The 23,980-nt window shown below is 70.5% G+C and carries 20 protein-coding genes; 13 read left to right on the forward strand and 7 right to left on the reverse strand.

What is annotated here, in order from left to right; all coding sequences use genetic code 11:
* Window positions 1–21: 21 nt before the first annotated feature.
* Window positions 22–624, forward strand: coding sequence for a flavin reductase family protein (locus DCN14_RS21640; RefSeq protein ID WP_096502541.1), 603 nt, complete (start codon window positions 22–24; stop codon window positions 622–624).
* Between the two features lie 39 nt (window positions 625–663).
* Here the strand turns inward: DCN14_RS21640 and DCN14_RS21645 are convergent, their stop codons facing one another.
* Window positions 664–1,560: a LysR family transcriptional regulator gene (locus DCN14_RS21645; RefSeq protein WP_096502539.1), complete on the reverse strand. Its 897-nt coding sequence runs from the start codon at window positions 1,558–1,560 to the stop codon at window positions 664–666.
* A gap of 97 nt (window positions 1,561–1,657) precedes the next feature.
* On the opposite strand from DCN14_RS21645, the gene DCN14_RS21650 reads away from it, so the two are divergent.
* From DCN14_RS21650 to DCN14_RS21660, 3 genes are read left to right on the forward strand one after another with little or no spacing between them, the layout of a single operon-like run.
* A complete protein-coding gene (locus tag DCN14_RS21650; protein WP_096502537.1) occupies window positions 1,658–2,956 on the forward strand; it encodes a citrate:proton symporter in 1,299 nt (432 codons plus the stop codon).
* A gap of 38 nt (window positions 2,957–2,994) precedes the next feature.
* Window positions 2,995–4,356, forward strand: a complete 1,362-nt coding sequence (locus DCN14_RS21655; protein ID WP_096502946.1) for an acyclic terpene utilization AtuA family protein — start codon at window positions 2,995–2,997, stop codon at window positions 4,354–4,356.
* Window positions 4,356–4,667, forward strand: coding sequence for a hypothetical protein (locus tag DCN14_RS21660; RefSeq protein ID WP_096502535.1), 312 nt, complete (start codon window positions 4,356–4,358; stop codon window positions 4,665–4,667). The genes DCN14_RS21655 and DCN14_RS21660 overlap by 1 nt, the downstream gene beginning before the upstream one ends.
* Window positions 4,668–4,692: 25 nt before the next feature.
* Here the strand turns inward: DCN14_RS21660 and DCN14_RS21665 are convergent, their stop codons facing one another.
* Both DCN14_RS21665 and DCN14_RS21670 read right to left on the reverse strand, forming a co-directional pair.
* Complete coding sequence (locus DCN14_RS21665; RefSeq protein ID WP_096502533.1) at window positions 4,693–5,514, reverse strand: carbon-nitrogen hydrolase family protein; 822 nt, start codon at window positions 5,512–5,514, stop codon at window positions 4,693–4,695.
* A gap of 430 nt (window positions 5,515–5,944) precedes the next feature.
* On the reverse strand, window positions 5,945–6,850 hold the full coding sequence (locus DCN14_RS21670; protein WP_240327421.1) for a helix-turn-helix transcriptional regulator: 906 nt from the start codon (window positions 6,848–6,850) through the stop codon (window positions 5,945–5,947).
* A 15-nt stretch (window positions 6,851–6,865) separates the two neighbouring features.
* Between DCN14_RS21670 and DCN14_RS21675 the strand changes: the two genes are divergently transcribed.
* Together DCN14_RS21675 and DCN14_RS21680 are read left to right on the forward strand one after the other, a co-directional pair.
* Window positions 6,866–7,651, forward strand: coding sequence for a hypothetical protein (locus tag DCN14_RS21675; protein ID WP_239007728.1), 786 nt, complete (start codon window positions 6,866–6,868; stop codon window positions 7,649–7,651).
* 43 nt (window positions 7,652–7,694) lie between these two features.
* On the forward strand, window positions 7,695–8,528 hold the full coding sequence (locus DCN14_RS21680) for a topoisomerase IV (protein WP_096502531.1): 834 nt from the start codon (window positions 7,695–7,697) through the stop codon (window positions 8,526–8,528).
* A gap of 54 nt (window positions 8,529–8,582) precedes the next feature.
* On the opposite strand, the gene DCN14_RS21685 is transcribed toward DCN14_RS21680, so the two are convergent.
* From DCN14_RS21685 to DCN14_RS21695, 3 genes are read right to left on the reverse strand one after another with little or no spacing between them, the layout of a single operon-like run.
* Window positions 8,583–9,512, reverse strand: a complete 930-nt coding sequence (locus DCN14_RS21685; protein WP_096502529.1) for a phosphatidate cytidylyltransferase — start codon at window positions 9,510–9,512, stop codon at window positions 8,583–8,585.
* Window positions 9,513–9,549: 37 nt separating this feature from the next.
* Window positions 9,550–10,182 carry a lysophospholipid acyltransferase family protein gene (locus DCN14_RS21690; RefSeq protein WP_096502940.1) on the reverse strand — a complete coding sequence of 211 codons (633 nt, stop codon included), beginning with the start codon at window positions 10,180–10,182 and terminating at the stop codon, window positions 9,550–9,552.
* The gene (locus DCN14_RS21695; RefSeq protein WP_240327422.1) at window positions 10,179–10,439 is read right to left on the reverse strand and encodes a hypothetical protein; all 261 of its coding nucleotides are present in this window, start codon (window positions 10,437–10,439) and stop codon (window positions 10,179–10,181) included. Before DCN14_RS21695 ends, DCN14_RS21690 begins: the two co-directional genes overlap by 4 nt.
* A 190-nt stretch (window positions 10,440–10,629) precedes the next feature.
* Here DCN14_RS21695 and DCN14_RS21700 point away from each other — a divergent pair, with 190 nt between their 5' ends.
* From DCN14_RS21700 to DCN14_RS21715, 4 genes are all read left to right on the forward strand, one after another.
* Complete coding sequence (locus DCN14_RS21700; protein WP_096502527.1) at window positions 10,630–11,235, forward strand: CDP-alcohol phosphatidyltransferase family protein; 606 nt, start codon at window positions 10,630–10,632, stop codon at window positions 11,233–11,235.
* Window positions 11,236–11,304: 69 nt separating this feature from the next.
* Entirely contained in the window at window positions 11,305–13,074 is a 1,770-nt protein-coding gene (locus DCN14_RS21705) for a bifunctional alpha/beta hydrolase/class I SAM-dependent methyltransferase (protein WP_096502525.1), read from the forward strand.
* The gene (locus DCN14_RS21710; protein WP_115531435.1) at window positions 13,071–14,492 is read left to right on the forward strand and encodes a phosphatase PAP2/dual specificity phosphatase family protein; all 1,422 of its coding nucleotides are present in this window, start codon (window positions 13,071–13,073) and stop codon (window positions 14,490–14,492) included. The genes DCN14_RS21705 and DCN14_RS21710 overlap by 4 nt, the downstream gene beginning before the upstream one ends.
* Complete coding sequence (locus DCN14_RS21715) at window positions 14,492–14,944, forward strand: hypothetical protein (RefSeq protein WP_096509021.1); 453 nt, start codon at window positions 14,492–14,494, stop codon at window positions 14,942–14,944. Before DCN14_RS21710 ends, DCN14_RS21715 begins: the two co-directional genes overlap by 1 nt.
* Before the next feature lie 77 nt (window positions 14,945–15,021).
* Here the strand turns inward: DCN14_RS21715 and DCN14_RS21720 are convergent, their stop codons facing one another.
* Window positions 15,022–16,044 carry a sensor domain-containing diguanylate cyclase gene (locus tag DCN14_RS21720; RefSeq protein ID WP_096509020.1) on the reverse strand — a complete coding sequence of 341 codons (1,023 nt, stop codon included), beginning with the start codon at window positions 16,042–16,044 and terminating at the stop codon, window positions 15,022–15,024.
* A 478-nt stretch (window positions 16,045–16,522) separates the two neighbouring features.
* Here DCN14_RS21720 and bcsB point away from each other — a divergent pair, with 478 nt between their 5' ends.
* The 3 genes from bcsB to DCN14_RS21735 are packed head-to-tail and all read left to right on the forward strand — an operon-like array spanning window position 16,523 to window position 23,973.
* Entirely contained in the window at window positions 16,523–18,844 is a 2,322-nt protein-coding gene (gene bcsB, locus DCN14_RS21725; RefSeq protein ID WP_096509019.1) for a cellulose biosynthesis cyclic di-GMP-binding regulatory protein BcsB, read from the forward strand.
* A 3-nt stretch (window positions 18,845–18,847) separates the two neighbouring features.
* Complete coding sequence (gene bcsZ / locus DCN14_RS21730) at window positions 18,848–20,056, forward strand: cellulose synthase complex periplasmic endoglucanase BcsZ (RefSeq protein ID WP_096509018.1); 1,209 nt, start codon at window positions 18,848–18,850, stop codon at window positions 20,054–20,056.
* Window positions 20,041–23,973, forward strand: coding sequence for a cellulose synthase subunit BcsC-related outer membrane protein (locus DCN14_RS21735; RefSeq protein WP_096509017.1), 3,933 nt, complete (start codon window positions 20,041–20,043; stop codon window positions 23,971–23,973). Before bcsZ ends, DCN14_RS21735 begins: the two co-directional genes overlap by 16 nt.
* The last annotated feature ends 7 nt before the right edge of the window (window positions 23,974–23,980 follow it).

The following is a 23,980-nucleotide window of genomic DNA, read 5'->3' on the forward strand; positions in this document are numbered from 1 at the left end:
GCCGCTTTCCAGGGAATTCGTATGGACAGTCATATCGCTCCGGTGGAGCTGAAGAAAGCCTACCGCCTCCTCAACCACGGCCCGACCGTGCTCGTGTCGGCCCGCCACGACGGCGTCGACAACGTGATGGCCGCCGCGTGGGCATGCGCGCTCGATTTCCTGCCGCCGAAGCTCACCGTCGTGCTCGACAAGTCCGCGAAGACGCGCGAGCTCGTCGAGCGCAGCGGCACGTTCGTGATCCAGGTGCCGACGGCCGCGCAACTGAAGCTCACGCACGCGGTCGGCAGCCACAGCCTCGCCGAGCGGCCCGACAAGCTGCGTGAAGCGGGCGTCACGCTGTTCGACGTCGAGGGCCACGACCTGCCGTTCGTTGCCGGCTGCTCGGGCTGGCTCGCGTGCAGGCTGATTCCGGAGCCGCACAACCAGCAGACCTACGACCTGTTCATCGGCGAAGTGGTGGGGGCGTGGTCGGACACGCGCGTGTTCCGCGACGGCCACTGGTATTTCGAATCGGCCGATCCGGCATTGCGCAGCTTGCACTACATCGCGGGCGGCAATTTCTATGCGATCGGCGAATCGCTGCACGTCGATCCGGACCAGACGGATCTGCCGGACCCGCAGTAAGCGTCGCGGCAGTACCGTTCCGTCTCCGAAGCGCGCGGTTCACGCGCGCTTTTTCAATTCCGCCAGCATGACTTCCGCGAACGCCTGCGCGACGCGCGGCAGCGTGCGCCCGCGCTTCGCGACGAGCGCGATCGGCCGCACGAACGCCGGGTCGTCGATCGGCTTCACGACGAGGTCGGGTTCGGCCCGCACTTCGCGCGCGGTCGCCGGCAGGATCGTCACGCCGAGGCCGCCGCGCACCATCGCGACGGCCGTCATCATGTAGGTCGGCTCGCACGCGATGTCGGGCGTGCAGCCGGCCGCGTCCAGCGCGGCATCGACGACGCTGCGCACGCTCGTGCCCTGCGCGGTCAGCACGAGCGGCACGGCGGCGACGTCGGCGGTGCGCACGCGCCGCTTGCGCGCGAGCGGATGATCCTTCGGGCACACGGCGACGAGCTGGTCGGCGCCCGCATACAGCACGTCGAGCGATGCGTCGAACGCATCGCCGCCCGTCAACCCGAGATCGGCTCCCTCGTTGCGTACCAGCGCGGTGACGAGGCTCGCGACGCCGTCGCGGATCTCGAAGCCCGCGCGCGGCACGTCGCGCCGGAACGACTGGATCAGCTCCGGCAGCAGGCTCGACGCGAACGTCGGCAGGCAGGCGAGCCGCACCGTGCCGCTCGCGCCTTCGCCGAGCGCGCGCGCGTCGCGCAGCACGCGCTCCATGTCGTCGAGCGAGCGTTGCAGCAGCGGCAGCAGTTCGCGCCCGGTCTGCGTGAGCGCGACGCTGCGGCTGTTGCGGTCGAACAGCCGCGCGCCGACGATTTCCTCGAGCCGCCTGATCTGCACGGTCAGCGCCGGCTGCGACAGATGCAGCCGCGCGGCCGCGCGCGTGAAGTTGCCGGCGTGCGCGACGGTGACGAAGGCGCGGATGTCGCGAAGGTTCAGATCCATAACGATTCGTGATTACTGCGATCAAATCATTTCAATTGTGCTATCGCTGCGCCGACCTTACGCTCGTCTCCAACAAAAGACAAGGTAGGAGACACCGATGCTGCCGTTACTCGGGCTGGGCACGATCGTCGTGCTGCTGGCCGCGATTCTGTCCAGACGCATGTCGCCGCTCGTCGCGCTGATCGTCGTGCCGATCGCGGCGTCGCTCATCGGCGGCTTCGGGCTGCATACGAGCAAGTTCGTGATCGACGGGCTGAAGGGTCTCGCGCCCGTCGTCGGGATGTTCGTGTTCGCAATCCTTTATTTCGGGACGATCACCGACGCCGGCACGCTCGACCCGATCATCGACCGCATCCTGCGCGCGGTCGGCACGCGGCCCACGCGCATCGTGATGGGGACGACGCTGCTCGCGCTGCTGATTCACCTCGACGGCTCGGGCGCCGTCTGCTTTCTCGTGACGATTCCGGCGGTGCTGCCGCTGTACGACCGGCTGAAGATGGACCGCCGCGTGCTGGCCGCCGCCGTGTCGATGGCCGCGGGGATCAACTTCCTGCCGTGGACGGGGCCGATGATCCGCGCGTCGGCGTCGCTGCACCTGCCGGTGTCGGCGCTGTTCAATCCGCTGATTCCGGTGCAGGCGATCGGGCTCGCGTTCGTGTTCGGCGTCGCGTACTGGCTCGGGCGGCGCGAGGAGAAGCGGCTCGGCCTGTCGCGCAACGACGCGTCGATTCCGCTGCCGAAACGCGAGCTGACGCCCGACGAGCAGGCGCTGCGCCGCCCGCGCCTGTTCTGGTTCAACCTGGTGCTGACGCTCGTCGTGCTCGGCACGATGGTCGTGATGGGCGAGAAGATTCCGCCGGCGATCATGTTCATGGTCGGGCTGTGCGTCGCGCTGATGGTGAACTACCCGGACGTCGACATGCAGCGCAAGCGCATTGACGCGCATGCGCGGGCGGCGCTGATGATGGCCGGCATCCTGCTCGCGGCCGGCGTGTTTACCGGGATCATGCAGGGCAGCGGAATGCTGAAGGCGATGGCGCAGGCGGCGGTCGGCTTCGTGCCGCCGTCGATGGCGGGCCACATTCCGGTCGCGCTCGGTTTCGCGTCGATGCCGCTCAGCATGCTGTTCGATCCGGACTCGTTCTATTTCGGTGTGCTGCCGGTGATCGCCGAAGTGGCCGGCCAGCTCGGCGTGCCGGCCGTGCATGTCGGGCAGGCCGCGCTGCTTGGCCAGATGACGACCGGGTTTCCGGTCAGCCCGCTGACGCCCGCGACGTTCCTCGTCGTCGGCCTGTGCGGGATCGAGCTGGCCGAGCACCAGAAGTTCACGTTCCCGCTGCTGTTCGGCGCCTCGATCGTGATGACGATCGCGTGCGTCGTGCTGGGCATCTTTTGATTTTTGCCGGCGCGTGTGCGCCGGACGACGGTACGAACATGACAGCAAAGCCTTCACCTCAACCGTGCGTGCGCATCGGCGCGGGCGCCGGCTACTCGGGCGACCGGATCGAGCCCGCAATCGAACTGGCCGAACACGGTCGGCTCGACTACCTCGTCTTCGAATGCCTGGCCGAGCGCACGATCGCGATCGCGCAGCAGGCGCGCCGCAAGGACCCGGCGCTCGGCTACGACCCGCTGCTCGACGCGCGCATGCGCGCCGTGCTGCCGGTGGCCGTGACCAGGGGCGTGCGCATCGTGTCGAACATGGGCGCGGCGAATCCGCGCGCGGCGGCGCGGCGCACCGCGCAGATCGCGCAGTCGCTCGGCCTCGCGGGGCTGAAGGTCGCGGCGGTCGAGGGCGACGACGTGCTCGACGTCGTGCTGCGCGGCGCGTTCCGTTTCGAGGAGTCGGGCGACGAGGTTGCCGCGTATCGCGAGCGCATCGTGTCCGCGAACGCGTATCTCGGCGCGGCGCCGATCGTCGACGCGCTCGCGGCCGGCGCGGACATCGTGCTGACCGGGCGCGTCGCCGATCCGTCGCTGTTCGTCGCGCCGCTGATCCACGCGTTCGGATGGCGAATGGACGACTGGGACACGCTCGGACAGGCGACGGTCGTCGGCCATCTGCTCGAATGCGCGGGGCAGGTGACGGGCGGCTATTTCGCGGACCCCGGTTACAAGGACGTGCCGAATCTCGCGCGCCTCGGGTTTCCGATCGGCGAGGTCGAGGCCGACGGCTCGGTCACGATCACGAAGGTGCCGCACGCGGGCGGCCGCGTGAGCGCGGCGACCTGCAAGGAGCAGTTGCTGTACGAGATCCACGATCCGGCGCGCTACCTGCAGCCCGACGTGGTCGCGGATTTCACGCGGGTGGCCGTCGAGGAGGCGGCGGTCGACCGCGTACGCGTGACGGGCGGACGTGGCACGGCGCGCACCGACACGCTGAAGGTATCGGTCGCGTACGTCGACGGTCATATCGGTGAAGGGCAGATCTCGTACGGCGGGCCCGGTGCGCTGGCACGCGCGCGTCTCGCGCTCGAGATCGTGCGCGAACGGCTCGCGCTGACCGGCGTGGCCGCGACCGAATTGCGTTTCGACCTGATCGGCGTCGATTCGCTGTACGGCACGGCGACGCCTGCGGTGCGCGGCGAGCCGGCCGAGGTTCGCATCCGGGTGGCCGGCCGCGCGGAGAGTGCGGCGGAGGCCGCACGGATCGGCAACGAAGTCGAGACGCTTTATACGAACGGGCCGGCCGGCGGCGGCGGCGCGTTCAAGTCGACGCGCGAGGTGATCGCCGTCCAGTCGGTGCTGTTGCCGCGCGCGGCCGTGACGCCGTCGTTTTCATTCGTGGAGGCATGATGCAACTGCGTGAACTCGCGCATGCGCGCACTGGCGACAAGGGCAATACGCTGAACGTGTCGATCATCTGCCACGATCCGCGTCATTACGACCATCTGCGCGCGCATCTCGATGCGCAGGCCGTGAAGGCGTGGCTCGCGGGCATCGTGCATGGCGAGGTCGTGCGCCATGAGTTGCCGGCGCTCGCCGCCTTCAATTTCGTGCTGCGCGATGCGCTCGGCGGCGGCGTCACGCGTTCGCTCGCGCTCGATGCGCACGGCAAGTCGGTCAGCTCGGCGCTGCTGGCGATCGACGTGCCGGCGCCGGTGTGACGATGCGGCGCGGCCGTGCCGGCGTTCACGGAATCAACAGCTCACGCCGCCCGTCCGCGTGCTCGATGCGCTCGCCGCCGATGTGCAGGCGCTGGTCGGCGCGATAGTCATACACGGCGCGCGACGCGGCGACCTGCTCGAGATCGAGTTCGACCGTGTGGCGCGATTCGCCGTTGCCGGCTTCGAAAATCAGGTTTCCGAACGGATCGGCCGCGAGGCTGCCGCCCGCGAACACGACGTCGTGCGCGCTGCCGCCGACGCGGTTCGCGACGACCGCGAACACCTGGTTTTCCATCGCGCGCGCCGAGACCGACGTGCGGTGGACCTGGCGATACGGCTCCATGTTGCCGTCGGTGACGAGGATCAACTGCGCGCCGAGCGCCGCGAGCGCGCGGCCGCTTTCCGGGAATTCGCTGTCATAGCAGATCAGCAGGCCGATCCGCGCGCCGCGCCATTCGACGGTCGCGTAGCGGTCGCCGGGCAGGACGACGCCGCGCTCCGACACCCACAGATGCGTCTTGCGATAGTGCAGCGCGATGCCGTCCGGCGTGACGAACACGGTCGTGTTGTAGAAGCGCCCGCCGTCGTTCTCGATCAGCCCGACCACCACCGCGACGTCGCGCGCCCGCGCGGCCGCGATCACCGCGCCGACGCTCGGGCCGTCGAGCGGCTCGGCCACGCGCTCGAGCTCCGATGGATCGAGAAAGCCGGTGAGCTGCGCTTCCGGAAACATCACGATGTCGGTGCCGCTCGCGCAGGTCGCGATCGCTTCGAGCGTGCGTTGCAGGTTGTAGCGCGTGTCGCCGTCGCGGCCGGCGAGCTGGACGATGTCGAGCTTCAGTTTCATGGGCGGGTTCGGTAGCGGTGGTCCGTCGCGATGGCGGCGGAACGGATGGGAATGAGCGCCAGTATGCGCCGAACGCGCCGGGTTCCCCATCCCGACGACGCGTTAACCCGTCAGGGGTATTGATCTCTGCACCGGCCGCCGGTCGTGCGCCGGGGGCGCCCGGCTTCGCGATGTCCCGCTGCGGGGATCAACGGCAAGGTCGGGAAAAGCGCCGGCCCCTCTGCAAGGGCCGGCGAAGAGGTTCTGATGGACGAGGATAGTGCTATCAGAACCCAGGCCACCCTCTACCGCCCGTGTCGAACGGACGGACAGCATCGAACGACGCAAGGATAGAGAGGATGGCGGCGCTTGCACAGACGATGCATCCGATAGCGCGTATCGGCTGGACGGCGTGTGACGGGGCGGGCCGCTGCGGTCGCTGCGCCGAGCGTCACGTCCCGGCCTGCGCGTGCAGGAACAACGAGAACAGCTCCGACTGCGAATTGATGCCGAGCTTCGCGTAGATGTTGCGCCGGTGCACCTTGACCGTTTCGGCCGAAATCGCCAGCTTGTTGGCGACTTCCTTGTTCGAGCGGCCGCTCAGGATCAGCCGGATCACGTCGAGTTCGCGCGCGGTGAGCGGCGTGCCGAGCCGCGCCATCGCGTGCTCGAAGCCCCCGTGCACGGCGCTGCCGGCCCGGCGCGGCGCAGCGGGCTCGATGGGCTCGGCGGGTGCCGGTTCGAATGCGAGCCGTTGACGCATCAGGCCGGCGACCCACGGGCGGATCAGGTCGAGCAGCGCGACCTGCTCGGGGCTGAAGCGCCGCTTGCTGCCGAGCGACACGCACAGCGTGCGCGTGTCGTCGAGCACGACGTTGAACTGCACCTCGTCCTCGACGACGTTGTGCGTGAAATACAGCGTGTAGTACTCGGTATCGCGAAAACACTCGGGCGCGACGTCGGACAGCCGGAACAGGCCGCTTGTCGGGGCATCGCGGTTCGCGATGTAGAACGGATCGAGCTGGTACAGCCCCTGCACGTAGTCGCGAAAGAGCGGGTCGGGGCCGCCGCCTTCGTACGGACATTCGGCGAACACCTGCGGGCGGTCGTCGCCGAACATCAGCACGACCCAGCTGTCGATCGCGACGTATTCCTCGATCAGCCGGATCAGCGCGAGCCAGAAACCCGGCTGGTCGAGCGACTCGACGAGTCGGCCGACCGACCGGTGCCAGGCGACGTCCTGCAAGCTCAGGTTCATGCGTGTGTCCATGTCGGGCCGGACCGGCGCGCCGTGCGCTTGCGATGCCGCGCCGAGCGTGTACGCTACGGGCTCGCGGGCGGCACGGGCCGCGCGCATCGACCGGATCCTGGAATGAAGAACGAGATCGTAACGCCGGCCGGCGCGAATGGCGAGGCCGTGCGCGGCCGCCGGTTCGCGGCGCTCGTCGTGCGCGTCGCGCTGGCGGGTGTCGGGGTGGCCGCCGTGCACGCGGCTCTTGCGGCATCGCCCGCGTCGTGCGACGAACGGCTCACGCAACTGGTCGTGCCGGCGCTGCGGCACACCGCGTTCGAACGGCGGGCGATCCATGCCGAGCCCGCGGCGCTGACCGGTCAACCGGAAGGCGTGCAGGGCGTCCGGCTGTTCGTGACGCCCGACCATCCGGGCACGCCAAACCGCGACGCGACGATCGGCTGGGTCACGCTCGACACGCATGCGCTGCGCGCGCTCGACATCACGCGCGATCCTGAACAGCCGGACGTGCTGAAGATCGACCGGCACGCGCTGTCGCGCTACGTGTCGACGTGCGTCGCGCCGCCGGCCGCACCCGCCAATGCCGACGCGGCCACGCCCGGCGCCGTCGATTGCGACGCGCTGAACCGCCGCGCGCGGGCGCAGGGCGACTACGTGACGGGCAGCGACGCCGGGCGCGTCGTCACGGGCAAGGGCCGGCTGCCGTTCTTTTCCGCGCCGGACGACGCGTGCCGGATCGACGGCCTGTTCATCGTCGAGCACGATCACGTCGACGCGCGGGCCGAGTACGGCCGCTTCACGTCGGTCACGTATCTGAATCCGCGCACGCACGGCACGGCGGACGGTTGGGTGCGGAGCGCGCGGCTGAAACCCGACGGCACCGGCATCGCGCCGCGGCAACCCTGATCGCTCGCCCGCATCGACCTTTTCCCTCGAATCGAACGCCTTCATGAACGTCCAGAACCCGAAAACACGCGTCAGGCCATTCGCGGCCACGCTCGCCGTGCTGTCCGCGCTCGCGGTGTTCACTGCGCTCGCCGCGGTGTCGCCTGTCCATGCGGTCGAGCCGGTCCATCCCGAGCGTCAGCTGCAACAATTCATCCGCGACACGTACGGCACGTGGCGCGCCGATCGCAAGGGCTGGCAGTCGGACGCGGGCGACTTCATCCATGCGTCGTGCGGCTCGCTGCGCGTCGCGACGGCCGACGGCCCGCGCACGCTGCTCGCGATGTGCGGCGAGACCGAGGCGGCCGTCCAGCACGGGATGCCGGGCATGGATTCGGACGGCACGACGGGCACGATCGACCTGTACGTGCTGAAACCGACCGAGGACGGCGCCACGCTCGAGCCCGTCGTGAAGAAGACGGACATCGCGTCCGGCAAGGGCGGCGAGCCCGGCACCGTGCGCATCGAGCGGCTCGGTCCTCACCTGTTCGGCTTCGTGATCGCCGACGGCATCACGCTGCAGGGCTATACGCAGGCGAGCCGGTCGATCTGGCTGCCGCTCGGCAATGCGATCGTCGAAGCCGCGCCGCGCATCAACGAAACGATGGACAACAGCGGGTCGCTCGATTGCGGCAACGCGAAGTCGCATTGCGAGAGCCGCACGTTCGCGATCGTGCCGGACACGACGGGCACGACGGGCACGGGCGACGTCTATCCGCTGACGGTCACGGAGACGGGCGTGCGCGGCGGCAAGGATATCCATGCGCGCTACACGGTGAAGTTCGACGCGGCGCGCGGGCGTTACGGGGTGCCGAAGGCGCTGCGGGAAGGGTATTGAGCGGGGCGTGCACGCAATGGGCTGCAGGCGCTGCCCGCGGCACTCGCCCGCGCATCACACGTACAGATAGCGCACGAGGTGGAAGAACACCGGCGCGGCGAAGCAGATCGAGTCGACGCGATCGAGCATTCCGCCGTGGCCCGCGATCATCGAACCCCAGTCCTTGGTGCCGAGCGAGCGCTTCACGGCCGACAGCACGAGCCCGCCGACGAAGCCCGCGATCACGATCGCGAGCGAGATCCCGAACGCCGCGCCGAAGCTGAACGGCGTCACGCGATACAGCGATGCGCCGCACAGCGTCGCGAGCAGGCCGCCGCCGATGAAGCCCTCGACCGTCTTCGACGGCGACAGGCGCGGCGCGATCTTGCGCCGTCCGAACAGTTTGCCGACCACGTACTGCAGCACGTCGCTGATCTGCACGACGAACAGGAAGAAGAACAGCAGCAGCGCGTTCTGCCCGGCGTAGTGCGGGATGTCGAGGATCAGCACGGCCGGCGCGTGGCTCAGCCCGTACACGCACACCATCAGCGCCCAGTTGATCTTCGCGTTGCGGCTCAGGAATTCGCGCGTGTCCTGCGTGAGCGCCGACACCAGCGACATCGCGAAGAACAGGTGCACCGGCACGAAGATCGAGTACATCCCGTACCAGTTGATCCCGAGCAGCAGATACTGCACCGGAATCGCGATGAAGAATGCGATGAAGAGCGTCGTATGGTCGCTCGCGGTGGTCGGCGTGAGCGTGATGAATTCGCGTAGCGTCAGGTACGACAGCAGCGCGAACACCAGATAGGTGACGTTGTTGCCGAGGCCGATCGCGATGACCATGATCGCGATCATCGCCCACCACGCGCGGATGCGCTGATTCAGGTTGACGATCGTCGCGCTGGTGCCGCCGCTGCGCGCGCCGAGGATCGCGCCGATCAGGGTCGCGATCACCAGCACGCCGGTGACGCCCGCGACCAGTTCCCAGAAGAGCGTTCGCATGGGGATATCCGGAAAAAGAGGGGAGGAGGGCGCGCGTTCAGCCGGCCGGCCGCTGCGGCGGCGCGAGCGCGACGATCGCGTCGTGCATGCGGGCGAGGAAGGTCGGCTTGTCTTCGTCGGCACCGAGCGCGTCGTTCGCGCCGAAGTGCACCTTGCAGATCAGCGGCACGGGCCAGATCGCGCCCTTCGGCATGATGCGCTGCAGGTTCTCGAGATAGACGGGTGCCAGCGCAACGTTCGGAAACTCGGTCGCGAGATGGAACAGCCCGCTCTTGAACGGCTGCGGCAACACGTCGGCGCCGCGCGTGCCTTCCGGAAAGATGATGATCGAGTGCCCTTGCCGCAGCGCATCGCGCACCGGCTCCAGTGGGTCGCCGCCGTTTTCGCGGTGACGGTCGATCAGCACGACGTTCAGCAGCTTTTGTGCGATATGGCGCTTCAGATCGCTGCTGTCCCAGTAGTCGCGCGCCGCGACGGGCCGCACGACGGCGCGCACGTCGCGCGGCAGCGCGGCGAGGATCGCGAGCGTGTCGATGTGGCTCGTATGGTTCGAGAAGTAGATCTTCTGCGTCGGCGACGGCGGCGCCTGGTGCCAGATCGGATACGCGCCGGCGACGAGTCGCACGATGGACAGCAGGAAATCGCGCTGCCAGACGTTCAGGATGTTCATCGGCGCGGCGCCTCCTGCGTGCATGCCTGCGCGGCCGCGCAGGCGCGGCAGGCGGAATCCCGGAATGCCGGCGCGGCAGGATGCGCGCCGGACGGCCATTGTTTACGTTTTTTCAAATTCGTGGCTGCCTGTCGCAGGGCCGCGACGATCGGACGATTCGCGCGACGTTGCTTCGCGGCGAATGCGCCGGTCGACGGCGTGAAAATCGGCTGTTGCACGAGCGCCCGTCTGCAGTTCGAACGGATGACTGCGCTCACGGGCCAGCGGATTATCGCGAGTTTCCGCCGAAAACGCCAGATTGCCCGGCGCGGCACGGCCGGCGTGCGGCTTGACGCGTCGGGGCCGCTCGGCGACGATACGGCCACCTGTCGACAGCCGCCGCCGGCGGTTGCGCCGCCCGGGGCAGGGCGGTTGCAAACGTGTCCGGCGTGCAGAACCAATAAAACGATGAGCCTCTACGCACTCAAACCGAAATTCCAGAATCGTCTTCGTCCGTTCGCGGATTCGCTCGCCGAGCGCGGCGTCACCGCCAACCAGGTCACGCTGTTCGCGGCCGGCGGCTCGATCGTCGTCGGTGCGCTGGCCGGGCTCGGCGTGTTCGCGCGCGTGCTGTTCCTGCTGATTCCGGTCTGGCTGTTCGCACGGATGGCGCTGAACGCGATCGACGGCATGCTCGCGCGCGAACACGGACAGAAGAGCACGCTGGGCGCGTACCTGAACGAGCTCGGCGACATCGTGTCCGATATCGCGCTCGTGCTGCCGTTCCTCGCGATTCCCGCGTTCGCTCCGGCGGACGTCTGGCTGTTCGCGCTGATGGCGGTCATCGTCGAATGCGCGGGCCTGATCGGGCCGCTCGTCGGCGCGACGCGCCGCTACGACGGCCCGTTCGGCAAGAGCGACCGCGCGCTGGCTCTCGGCGCATTCGCGCTGTGGATCGGTCTCGGTTTGCCGGTCGGCAGCGTCGCCGCGTGGCTGTGGCGGCTGCTGATCGTGCTGTCGATCGTGACGGCGGTGCGGCGCGTGCGGGCCGGCATCGCCGAAGCGGGCGGCTGACGGCAGCAGGTTGGCCGGCACCGGAGGGCGGCGCCGCATGATTCGAATAACGAAACGAGAGAGAAACGCATGAGCGCACGCATGGCCCGCGAGGCCGACTTCATCACGCACGACGGCGAAACGCTGTTCTATCGTCACTGGCCCGCGACGGGCCCGCGCTGCCGCGGCGCGATCGTGCTGCTGCATCGCGGCCACGAACATTCGGCGCGCGTCGCGCACCTCGTCGACGAGCTCGACCTGCCGGATTTCGCTTTCTTCGCATGGGATGCGCGCGGCCACGGCCGCTCGCCCGGCGCGCGCGGCTACAGCCCGAGCGCGGCCGCATCGGTGCGCGACCTGCAGACCTTCGTCGAACATATCCGCGACACGCACGGCATCGCGATCGAAAACACGGCCGTGATCGGCCAGAGCGTCGGCGCGGTGCTCGCGGCCACCTGGGTGCACGATTACGCACCGCCGATCCGCTGCCTCGTCGTCGCATCGCCGGCATTCCACATCAAGCTGTACGTACCGTTCGCGCGGCCGGGGCTGCGGCTGATGCACAAGCTGCGCGGGCTCTTCTACGTGAACAGCTACGTGAAGCCGAAATTCCTCACGCACGACCCGGAACGGATCGCGAGCTATGCGGCCGATCCGCTGATCACGCGGCCGATCGCCGTGAACATGCTGCTCGACCTGCACGACACCGCGCGGCGGATCGTCGCCGATGCGGCCGCGATCACCGTGCCGACGCAGTTGCTGATCTCGGGCGCCGACTGGGTCGTGCATCGCGGCCCGCAGGACCGTTTCTTCGAGCGGCTCGGTGCCGCCCGAAAGGAGCGCATCGTGCTGCCGGGCTTCTATCACGACACGCTGGGCGAGCGCGATCGCGCGCAGGCGCTCGCGCCGCTGCGCACCTTCGTGCTGCGCGAGTTCGATACGCCGAGCCCGCGCGTGTCGCTCGCCGATGCCGACCGGCGCGGCGCGTTCCACGACGAATACGCGACGCTCGGCCGGCCGCCCGCGAACCCGTTCGCGCGTGCGTACTGGGCGATCACGCGGGCGGGGCTGAAGCTCGGCGGCGCGCTGTCCGACGGCATCGCGCTCGGGCTGCGGCTCGGCTTCGATTCGGGCTCGACGCTCGATTACGTGTACCGCAACCGCGCGCAGGGGCGGCTCGGCGTCGGCGCGCTGATCGACCGCACGTATCTCGATTCGCCGGGCTGGGTCGGCATCCGCCAGCGCAAGGTGCATCTGCAGGAGCTGATCGGCGCGGCGATCGGCCGGCTGCGCGGCCAGGGCGAGCCGGTGCGGATCGTCGACATCGCGGCCGGCCACGGGCGCTACGTGCTGGACGCGATCGCGACGGCTGCCGAGCGCGACGGCGCGGCGCCCGACGACATCACGCTGCGCGACTACAGCCCGCCGAACGTCGAGGCCGGACGCGTGCTGATCGCGCAGCGCGGCCTCGATCCGATCGCGCGTTTCGAGCGCGGCGACGCATTCGACGAAGCGTCGCTCGCAACACTTGAGCCGCGCCCGACGCTCGCGATCGTGTCCGGGCTGTATGAACTGTTCGGCGAGAACGCGCTGATCGAGCGCTCGCTGCGCGGGCTCGCGCACGCGGTGCCGCCCGGCGGCTATCTCGTCTATACCGGGCAGCCGTGGCATCCGCAGCTCGAATTCATCGCGCGGGCGCTGAACAACCACCGCGGCGACGCGACGTGGGTGATGCGCCGCCGGTCGCAGGCCGAGATGGACGAACTCGTCGCGCGCGCCGGGTTCCGCAAGCTCGACCAGCGGATCGACGAGATGGGCATTTTCACGGTGAGCCTCGCGCAGCGGGTCGACGCAGCATGAGCGCGCTCGGCGGCGGTGCGGGTGGCGCGGGCGGCGCGGGCAGCGGTCTGGCCGAGCCGGCGACCGGCCCGCGCGACGCGCCGCTCGCGCTGCGCGTCGGCTGGCTCGCGGCGATGGGCGCGGTGTTCTTCTCCACGTACGGCTTCGCGAACTGGCTCGCCGCGCACCGCGCCGCGGTGCCGACGTTCGCATTCGGCTGGGAGCATGCGATTCCGTTCGTGCCGTGGACCATCGTGCCGTACTGGTCGATCGATCTGCTGTACGCGCTGTCGTTCCTGTTCTGGACGCGACGCGACGATCTGCTCGATCACGTGAAGCGGCTGCTGACCGTGCAGCTCGTGTCGGTCGCGTGCTTCATCGCGTGGCCGTTGCGCTTCGGCTTCGAGCGGCCCGACGCGGGCGGTGTGGCCGGTGCGCTGTTCACGCTGCTGATGGGCTTCGACAAGCCGTACAACCAGGCGCCGTCGCTGCATATCGGGCTGCTCGTCGTGCTGTGGGCCGTCTACGCGAAGCATCTGCGCGGCACGGCCGCGCGCGCCGTGCTGCATCTGTGGTTCGCGGCGATCGGCGTGTCGGTGCTCACGACCTATCAGCATCATGCGATCGACGTGCCGACCGGCGCGGCCGTCGGCTGCTTCGCGCTGTTCCTGTTCCCGTTGCGCGATGCCGCGGGCCGTCTGCCAGGCGCGGAAGGCTCGCCGTCCGGCGCCGCTCGCGCGCTCGCGCGCCGCTATGCGCTCGGTGCGGCACTGGCCGCGCTCGTCGCGCTTTACTGCGTGTCGCATGCGCCGGGCTGGGCGCTGGCGGCGGGATGGGGCGCGCTGGCGCTCGCATGTGTCGCGTGGATCTACCGGCGCGGGGCGCCCGGTGCGTTCCAGAAGGACGACGCCGGCCGCTTCCCGGTGTTCATCCGCTGGCTGTTGGCGCCGACGATTGCGGGCGCGTTCGTCAATTCGCGGCTGTGGACGTTCCGGCAGCCGGCGCCGGTGCGGATCGACGAGCGCGTGTCGATCGGCCGTACGCCGACGACGCGCGACATGCGGCGCTACGGTTTCACCGCGCTCGTCGACCTCACGGCGGAGATGCCGCGCCGGGTCGTGGCCGACGCGTCGCTGGCGTACGCGACCGTGCCGCAACTCGACCTCGTCGCGCCGAGCGCGGCGCAGCTCGCGGCGGCCGTCGCGGCGCTCGAACGGCTGCATCGCGAAGGGCGCGACGTGCTGGTCTGCTGCGCGCTCGGCTACGGGCGCAGCGTGCTGTGTGCGGCCGCGTGGCTCGCGGCACGGCGCGGGTTCGGCGACGCGCGCGAAGCGCTTGCGGCGGTGCGCGCGGTGCGGCCGCATGCGGTCTGGTCGGACGACGGCGTGGCCGTGCTGCAGGACTGGATCGATCGCCGCCGCGTCACGGGAGGCGCGTGATGCGCGATCCGTCCGCACCCTTCAGGATTGCCGCTGCGCGCGGCGCGCTCGATGCGGGCGCGTGGGCGATCGCGGCCGCGCTGGCCGCGGCGGGCGCCGGCTGGTGGATCGCGTCGGGCTGGGCGCCGGCGACGATCGCGCGCGTGTTGCTGGCCGTGATCAGTACCGGGTCGGGGGTTGCCGCGCTGTGGTACGCGGTGCGCATCGAGATCGACCGGCGGCTGTTCGCCGCGCTGGCACGCGCGGCGTCGGGCGACGCGCCGGTCGACGACGGGCTGGCCGCGCTCGACCGTGCGCTCGCCGATCTCGGCTGGATCGACGAAGGGAAGGTCGGGCGGGCGCTGGACGCGCGCGTGCGCGGCGCGGTCGGGTTGTGCCGCGCCGGCGTGCTGGTCGCGATCGTGCAGTGGATCGTGGTCGGGATCGCGATCGCGCTGCCGCAAGTCGGTTAGCGGTGCAGGCACGGGGCGCGCGGCTGCGGCGCCGGGCCGCTATCCGCGTGTCGTGCGTCTGCGTCATCGGTCATGGGTCATGCGCGACCCGCGCGCGGCCCCCGCATCCGCTTCGCCTCGTACATCGCCTGGTCCGCATGCTCGATCAGCGCGTTCATGTCGGTGCCGTCGTCGGGCAGCAGCGCGGCGCCGACACTGACGCCGAGCGCAAGCGGACGTCCTTCGAATTCGAACGGTTCGCCGACCTGCTGCGCGAGCCGCACGCGCTGCGCGTCGACATCGTCGCGGCCGCCGACGTTCGGCAGGATTACCGCGAATTCGTCGCCGCCGACGCGCGCGACCGTGTCGGAGCGCCGCACGGCACCCAGCATCCGCGTGGCGATCTCGCGCAGCGCGGCGTCGCCCGCGCGGTGGCCGTAACCGTCGTTGATCGGCTTGAGCCCGTCCATGTCGATGTTGAGGATGCCGAGCCGGCCGTTCGCGCGCAGCGCGGTGTGCATCGACTGGCGCAGACGATCGTAGAACAGCGCGCGGTTCGGCAGGCCGGTGAGCGCGTCGTGGGTCGCGCGCAGATAGAGTTCGTTGGCCTCGTTGCGTGCCGCGTGGAACATCGCGGCGGCGATCAGCTCGGCCGTGAGCCGCAGCGCGCCGGCATCGGCGGCCGAGAACCCGTCGACGTCCGGCGACATCACCTTCAGCACGCCGACCGTCGTATCGGCGTGCATGAGCGGCATCACGAGCATCGAGCGCAGCCCGACGCGGCGGCACGCGTCGCGGTCGACGCGCGGGTCGGTTTCCGAATCCGTGCAGTGCAGCAATTCGCCGCGCGTCACGCACAGGCCCGACAGGCTGCCCGAGCGGCGCAACCGTAGCCCGAGCATCCCCGCGGCGGAGCCCGACGCGGCGCGGTACACCATGTCGTCGCCTTCGGCGAACTCGACCACCGCACCGCTCGCGCCCGTCAGGTGCGGCACCTGCTCCGTCACATAGGCCATCACGCTGCCGAGGTCGAGGCCGAGTTTCGCGATCTCCGTCTGCGTGGCGATGATGCGCAGCAGCGTGGCGGGGGACGGAGTGACGGTATCGACGAATTGATCCAAGTCAGTTTTCCATGAATAAAGGACGGCGCGATGCGTGCGCTTGCGGTAGCATACGCGCCGCTCACGCGGCAGCGCGTTTCGGGCAGCCCGCAACGGGCCGCCGGTGCCCCGCCAGCCCCGTCCGCGCCGGCAGTATGCCGGCCGGTCCGGCCGCCAGCAACGACGCAATTCTTGCCACTCATTCGTGGTGTTCAGTATTTCCGACCGGGCTGGTTTTTTTTCGCTTCGTCGTTGTGAATCGGGGCAAGTTTCGTCCTATTTTTGAGATAGTGTGACGAATGAGCGAGCGCCAGTGCCAGGCGCACCACGTAGAGCGAATCGGCAATCGAACAATTCGCCGCGTCGTTTCGATAAATGCATTCAGGCCAGACAATTGAGGGGAAGCAGTGGGGATCTGCATTCAGGGGCATGGCTGCTTTGCGCGCGCGGGTTGCGACGCGCTTGATGACCGGATGATCGAGACGATGGGGAGCGGCGCATGAAACTCGCCGCGTCGTTGTTCGTCCTGTCGGCCGCCACGTTTGGCGCGTTCCATGCGGCTGCGTTGTCGGCCGCGCCGATGCCGGCGGTGCCTGCCGCCGGGGCGTCTGCCGTCGCAGCGGATACACCGGTGCGCGTGGCCGCGCCGGCGGCGGCCGGTGCAGCCGGTGCGGCCAGTGCCGCGTCGACCGGCTTGCCGGCGACGACCGTGCATCTGCCGTTCGCGTCGCTCGGCGCATTCGATCCGTTGCGCCTGCGCGGCGCCGACGACGCGCGCACGATCAACGCCGGCGTGCGGCTCGATCGCGTGGTCACCGGCGCGCGGCTGCGCCTGACCTACGCATACTCGCCGTCGCTCGTGTTCCCGATGTCGCATCTGAAGGTGTCGGTGAACGGCGAGGTGGTCGCGACCGTGCCGTTCGACGCGCCGCACGCGGGCCGCACGGTCACCCAGGACATCCCGATCGATCCGCGCTACTTCTCCGATTTCAACCAGATCGGCCTGCGCCTGATCGCGCATTACACGCTCGATCATTGCGAGGATCCGTCGAACTCGGCGTTGTGGGCCGATGTGAGCCCGACGAGCGAACTGCTGCTCGACGAATCGCCGGTGCGTCTGCCGAACGATCTCGCGCTGCTGCCCGCGCCGTTTTTCGACCGGCGCGACAACGGGTTGTTGCGGCTGCCGTTCGTGCTGCCGGCGTCGCCCGACTCGGCGACGCTGCGCAGCGCCGGCGTGCTCGCGTCGTGGTTCGGCGCGCAGGCCGACTACCGGCAGGCGCGCTTCCCGGTCGGATCGACGCTGCCGGCCGACGACCAGGCGGTGGTGGTCGGCACGGCCGCGACGTTGCCGGCCGGCCTCGCGCTGCCGCCCGTCAACGGCCCGATGCTCGCCGTCGCCGACAACCCGGCCGCGCCGGGCCGCAAGCTGCTGGTGCTGACGGGCCGCACGGCGGCCGAAGTCGACGATGCGGTCGCGACGCTCGTGCTCGGCCGCGCGGCGCTGTCGGGGCCGTCGGCGACGGTCGCGCACGTCGATCTCGGCGCGCCGCGCAAGCCGTACGACGCGCCGCGCTGGCTGCCGGTGAACCGGCCGATCACGTTCCGCGAGCTCGTGTCGGACCCGCGCGACCTCGAAGTGCGCGGCACGACGCCCGACGCGATCCGCCTGAACCTGCGCGTGCCGGCCGATCTCCATTCGTGGAACGGCTCGGGCGTGCCGATTACGCTGCGTTACCGCTATACGGCGCCGACCGTGCAGGACGACTCGACGCTCGCCGTCGAGATCAACGATCAGCTCGTGAAGTCGTACCGGCTCGGGCCGGCCCATGCGGAAGATGCGCGCGGGCGCATGCAGCTGCCGCTGCTGTCGGTGCCGGAAGGGCGCGTGACGAGCGATGTCGACATCCCGGCGTTCCGCGTCGGCAGCGGCAACCAGCTGCAGTTCCGCTTCACGCTCGATTCGCAGAAGACGGGGCTTTGCTCGAGCTCCGCGAGCGAGCCGCAGCGCGCGGCGATCGATCCCGATTCGACGATCGACTTCTCGCACTTCGTCCATTACGCGCAATTGCCGAACCTCGCGTTCTTCGCGAACAGCGGCTTTCCGTTCACGCGCTTCGCCGACCTGTCGCAGACGGCCGTCGTGATACCGGAGCGCCCGTCGCCGCAGGAGCTCGAAGCCTATCTGACGATGCTCGGCCACATGGGGCAGTGGACGGGCTTCCCGGCGCTGCGCGTGCAGGTCGCGCGACCCGGCGACGTCGCCGCGCTGGCCGGCCGCAAGGATCTGCTCGTGATCGACGGCTCGCCCGCGTCGCCGCTGTTGTCGCAGTGGCGCGCGTCGCTGCCGCTCGCGATCGACGCGCAGGCCGGGGCGGGCGCGACGCGTGTCGCATTCTCGGTGAAGGAGCGCTGGCGCAACGGTGTCGGCCTGGCCGACGGCGGCGCGCACATCGAGCAGTCGGGCCCGCTCGCGGCGCTCGCCGGTTTCGAACTGCCGGGCAGCCACGGCCGCAGCGTCGTCGCGTTGACGGCGACGGACCAGTCGCACCTGGGCGATCTGCTCGACGTGTTCCAGAAACCCGGCCTCGTGTCGCAGCTGCAGGGCGACCTCGCGCTGGTGCGACCGGGGCAGGTCGACAGCCTGCGCGTCGGCGAACCGTACGTGGTCGGCTTCGTGCCGTGGTATGCACGCGTCTGGACGCAGGCGGCGCGGCACCCGGTCGTGCTCGGCGCGGTCGGCGTCGTCGCGGGGCTGCTGCTCGCGCTCGGCGTGTTCAGCGTGCTGCAGAGAATCGCCGCGCGTCGACGGGGGATGTAACGGATGGCGCGGGCAATCGCAAGGCGACGGGCCGCGCAGCCGGCGCGCCGCGTCGGCACGGCGTTCCTGCTGGCCGTCGCGGCCGCCTGCGCGTCCGGTGACGCGCGGGCGGCGCAAAGCGTCGCGGCCGACGCGCAATGCAGCGCGGCGTGGCCGCGCTGGGATGCGTTCAAGCGCGACTTCGTGTCGACCGACGGCCGCGTGATCGACGTCGGCTCGGCCGATTCGCGCACGGTATCGGAGGGGCAGGCGTATGGACTCTTCTTCGCGCTCGTCGCGAACGACCGGCGCGCGTTCGACACGATCCTCGCATGGACCGAGAACAACCTCGCGCAAGGCGACCTGAGCGCCCGCCTGCCGGCGTGGCTGTGGGGTCGCGCGCCGGACGGCACGTGGCGCGTGCTCGACGCGAACGCGGCGTCGGATGCCGACCTGTGGATCGCGTATACGCTCCTGGAAGCCGGGCGGCTGTGGCACGAGCGCAGCTACACCGCGCGCGGCGCGCTGCTGGCGAAGCGGGTGCTCGACGACGAGACGGCGAGCGTGCCGGGCCTCGGTCTCACGCTGCTGCCCGGGCCGGTCGGCTTCAGGCTGGCCGGCGGCCAGTACCGCGTGAACCCGAGCTATTCGCCGCCGCAAGTGATCCGCGGGCTTGCCGCGCGGCTGCCCGACGACCGCCGCTGGGCGGCGCTCGCGACCAGCACCGGGCGCGTGCTGCTCGACACCGCGCCGAAGGGTTTTTCGCCGGACTGGGCGCTGTATCGGCCGGGTACGGGCTTCGGGCCCGATCCGCAGACGCATGCGGAAAGCGCGTACAACGCGATCCGCGTGTACCTGTGGGCCGGCATGCTCGACCGCGCCGATCCGCTCGCCGCGCCGATGCTCGCGCGGTTCGCGCCGTTCGCCGATTACATCGCCGCCCATGGCGCGCCGCCCGAGAAGGTCGACACGACGACCGGCGCCGCGGGGCCGAACGACGGCAACGGCGGGTTCTCCGCGGCGGCCGTGCCGTTCCTCGACGCCCGCGGCCAGCATGCGCTCGCCGATGCGCAAGCCGCCCGGGTCGATACGCTCGCGCGCCAGACGGCGCCCGGCTACTACACGAGCGTGCTGACGCTGTTCGGCCTCGGCTGGCGCGACGGCCGCTACCGGTTCGACGCGGACGGTTCGCTCGAGGCGCGCTGGGAGGGCCGTTCATGCGCGGCCCGATGAAGCGCGCCGCGCCGTGCGTCGCCGGATCCGCATGGCTCGCGTTGTCGGTCTGCGTGGCCGCGCCGGCCGCGGCCGCCGTCGCGGTGGCGCCGAAAGCCGTTGCGCCGAATGCCGCACCGGCGCCGGTGCCGGCCACGGCCGGTCTAACCGACGCGCAGCGCGAGCTCGCGACCGCCCGCATGTGGGGCGTCAAGCATCGCGACGACCTCGCGCGCGATGCGGTGCACAAGGGGCTGCTGATCGCGCCGAACGATCCCGATCTGCTCGCGGAGCAGATGCGCGTGCTGTTGCGGCTCGGCGATGCGAAAGGCGCGCAGGCCGCGCTGGCGCGGCTGCAGGCGAATGCGCCGGGCGCGCCGGACACGCGGCGCGCGGCCGACGAGTACCGCGTCGCGACGAGCGGTCGTGGCGAGATGGCGCAGATCCGCCTGCTCGCGCGTAGCGGCCGCTCGGACGAAGCCGCGAAGCGCATCGTTGCGCTGTTTCCGAACGGTGCGCCGTCCGGCGCGCTCGGCGCCGAGTACTACCAGATCGTCGCGAATGCGCCGGGCGGGCGCGAGCCCGCGATCGCCGCGCTGCACCGTGCGGTCGCGGCCGACCCGCAGGACACCAGCGCGGCGCTGGCGCTTGCGCGGCTCCTGAACCAGCGCGACGACACGCGCGGGGAGGCGAACCGGATCGCGTGGTCGCTCGCGAAGCGCGCCGACGCCGACCACACCGAAGCGATGGCCGTGTGGCGGCACGTGCTGCAGTCCGCCGGCACCGATCCCGCCTATGCCGACGCATTGCATGCGTACCTCGCGCGGGTGCCGGACGACACCGAGTTTCGCGACCGCATCGCCGAACTCGACCGGCAGCGCGACGCACAGCGCCGGCTCGAACGCGATCCCGACTACATCGCGCAGCAGCGCGGGCTGCAGGCGCTCGCGCGCGGCGATCTGGCCGCGGCCGACCCGCTGCTCACGCGCGCCGCGCGGGCGCGCGCCGACGACGCGGATGCGGTGGGCGGCCTCGGCATGCTGCGTCTGCGCGAAGGCCGGCACGACGAAGCGCGTGCGCTGTTCGCGCGGGCGGCGACGCTCGCGACCGACCAGCGCGGCAAATGGCAGAGCCTCGCGCGCACTGCGCAGTTCTGGGGGCTGCTTGCGCAAGGCCGCGCGGCGGCGTCGGCAGGGCGTGCGCAGGATGCCGAGCAGGCGGCGCGCGCCGCGCTCGCGATGCGGCCCGACAGCCCGGACGCGAAGCTGCAGCTCGCCGATGCGCTGCTCGCGCAGCGCGACTGGGCGCGTGCGGAGCCGTTGCTGCGCGAATTGCTGGCCGCGCGCTCGCCGAGCCTGTCGGCCGTGCGCGGGACCGCGACGCTGTATGAAAACACCGGCCGCGCCGATCGCATCGGCCCGCTGCTCGATGCGCTGCAAGGCCGCGTGACGGGCCGCGACGATCGCCGCGCGCTCGACGGCCTGCGCGCCGATCTGCTCGCGAGCCAGGCGAAGGCACTGGCGGACAAGGGCGAACGCGGGCCGGCCGCGCAGCGCTACGAAGCGGCGGTGCGCGCGGCGCCCGACGCGGCGTGGACGCGCTTCGCGCTCGCGCGGCTCTACCGCGACATGGGGCTGCCGCAGCTCGGCCGCACGGTGATGGACGACGGGCTCGCGCAAGGCGACACGCCCGAGATGCGCTATGCGAGCGCGTTGTATCGCAATTCGATCGACGACATCGCCGGCGCACAGGCGGCGCTTGCCGGCGTCGACGACGCGCACCGCACGGACGGCATGCGTGCGCTCGCGCGCAAGCTCGACGCCGAAAGCGCGCTGGCCGACGCGCGCGGCGCGCTCGGTCGCGGCGATCGCGCGGCGTTCGCCGCGTCGCTCGCGCATGCGCAGGCGAGCGCGCCGGACGATCCCGACATGCTCGCCGCGATCGGCGCGCAGTGGATCGACGCGGGCGAACCCGGGCGCGGCGTTGCGCTGCTGCACGACTGGATCGTCGCGCATCCGCAGGAGGCCGATGTGGATGTGCGGCTGCGCTACGGCGACCTGCTCGGCGGCGCGGGGCGCGACGATGCGCTCGCCGCGTGGCTCGACACGCTGCGCCGCGAACCCGGGCTGACGCCCGCGCAGACCGCGCGGATCGAGGATCAGTCGCTGCGGCTGGTGCTGCGGCAGACCGACGACGCGATCGCGCAACAGGACGATGCGCGCGCCCGCACGCTGCTTTCCCGAGCGAGCCCGGCGGGCCGCGAGGACAAGCGCTACGCGCTCGAGCTGGCCGATCTCGAACGCGCGCAGGGGCACTACGATGCGGCGCGCGACGCGCTCGCGCCGGTCGTCGCGCGCACGCCGGACGATGCCGATACGCAGCTCGCGCTCGCGCGGATCGACGAGGACAGCGGCCATCGCGCGGCCGCGCTCGCACGCGTGCAGGCCGTGCTTGCCCGCACGCCGGACGACGACGTCGACACGCGGCTGTCGGTTGTACGGCGCCTGAACGCGCTGCGCCGCCCGGACGAAGCCGCGCAGGTGACCGACCGGCTGCAGGCCGCCTACCCGGCGCGCGCCGACGTGACGGTCGCGGCCGGGCGCGTGGCCGAAGCGCAGGGCCGCTACGACGATGCCGCGTCGCTGTACCGGCTGTCGCGGTCGCAGGAGCGCACGAGCGGCGTGAGCCCGGGCCGCGACGGCCGCACGCCCGCGCAGGCCGCGTTCGCGGATCTCGAACAGCGGCGCAACCCGGAGATCGAGACCGGCTGGCTGCCCGCGTACAAGTCCGGCGACGAAGGGATTTCCGCGTACCGCGCGCAGCAGGTGCCGGTCTACATGCAGATGCCGGTGCGTTACGACGGGCACGCGTTCCTGCAGCTCGATACCGTGCATCTGGACGCCGGCACGCTCGATACGAGCGACCCGAATGCGTATTCGCTGAAGACCTTCGGGACCTACGCGGCGCTCAAGGCGCTGAACGGGCTGCCGCCGCCGTTCCACCTGACCCGGTCGGCCGATGCGTTGATCGCGAACCCGCCGGGTGCGCTGCATCAGTCGATGACGGGCGTCGCGCTCGGCGCCGGTTATCGCACGGATGCATGGCGCGTCGATCTCGGCACGTCGCCGCTCGGCTTCCCGGTGCATTACCTGGTCGGCGGCGTGCGCTACCGCTTCGACGCGGGGCCGGCGAGCTTCACCGTGAACGCGTCGCGCCGGCCGGAAACGAGCAGCGTGCTGTCGTACGCGGGGATGCGCGACCCGTGGTCGGGCGCGGTATGGGGCGGCGTGCGTCGCGACGGCGTGAACCTGCGCGGGTCGGTCGACGTCGGCCGCGTGAACCTGTTCGCCGAACTCGGCGCGGGCGTGCTGTCCGGCAAAAACGTCGAGCGCAATGCGGAAGTCACGCTGCGCTCGGGCTTTACGGTGCCGGTGTACGAACGCGCGACGATGAAGGTCAGCACCGGGCTGGTCGGTAATGCGTGGCACTACGCGCAGAACCTGCGTTACTACACGTACGGACAGGGCGGCTATTACAGTCCGCAGCGCTACCTGTCGCTGGGCGTGCCGATCGAATGGGCAGGGCGGCGCGACGCGCTGTCGTGGGACCTGACCGTCACGGCCGGGATCTCGAACAGCTACGAGAAGGACTCGCTGTTCTATCCGACCTTCGCGGACCGGCGCGCCGATCAGGAAGCGGCCGGGATGGTCTATGCGGGCAGCTCGACGACCGGCGTGTCGTTCTCGTACGGCGTGAACGGCATCGTCGAGTATCGCGTGAATTCGCACCTGAGCGTCGGCGCACAACTGCACGTCGATCGTTCGCATGACTATGCGCCGAGCTCGGCGCTTGTTTACCTGCGCTACGCATTCGATGCGCGCGCCGAGCGCAACTGGCTCGTCACGCCGACGCCAGTGCAGCTTTATTCGGATTACTAGGGGAACG

The sequence above is a fragment of the Burkholderia sp. IDO3 genome (genome assembly GCF_003366075.1).
In the GTDB taxonomy this organism is placed as follows: domain Bacteria; phylum Pseudomonadota; class Gammaproteobacteria; order Burkholderiales; family Burkholderiaceae; genus Burkholderia; species Burkholderia anthina.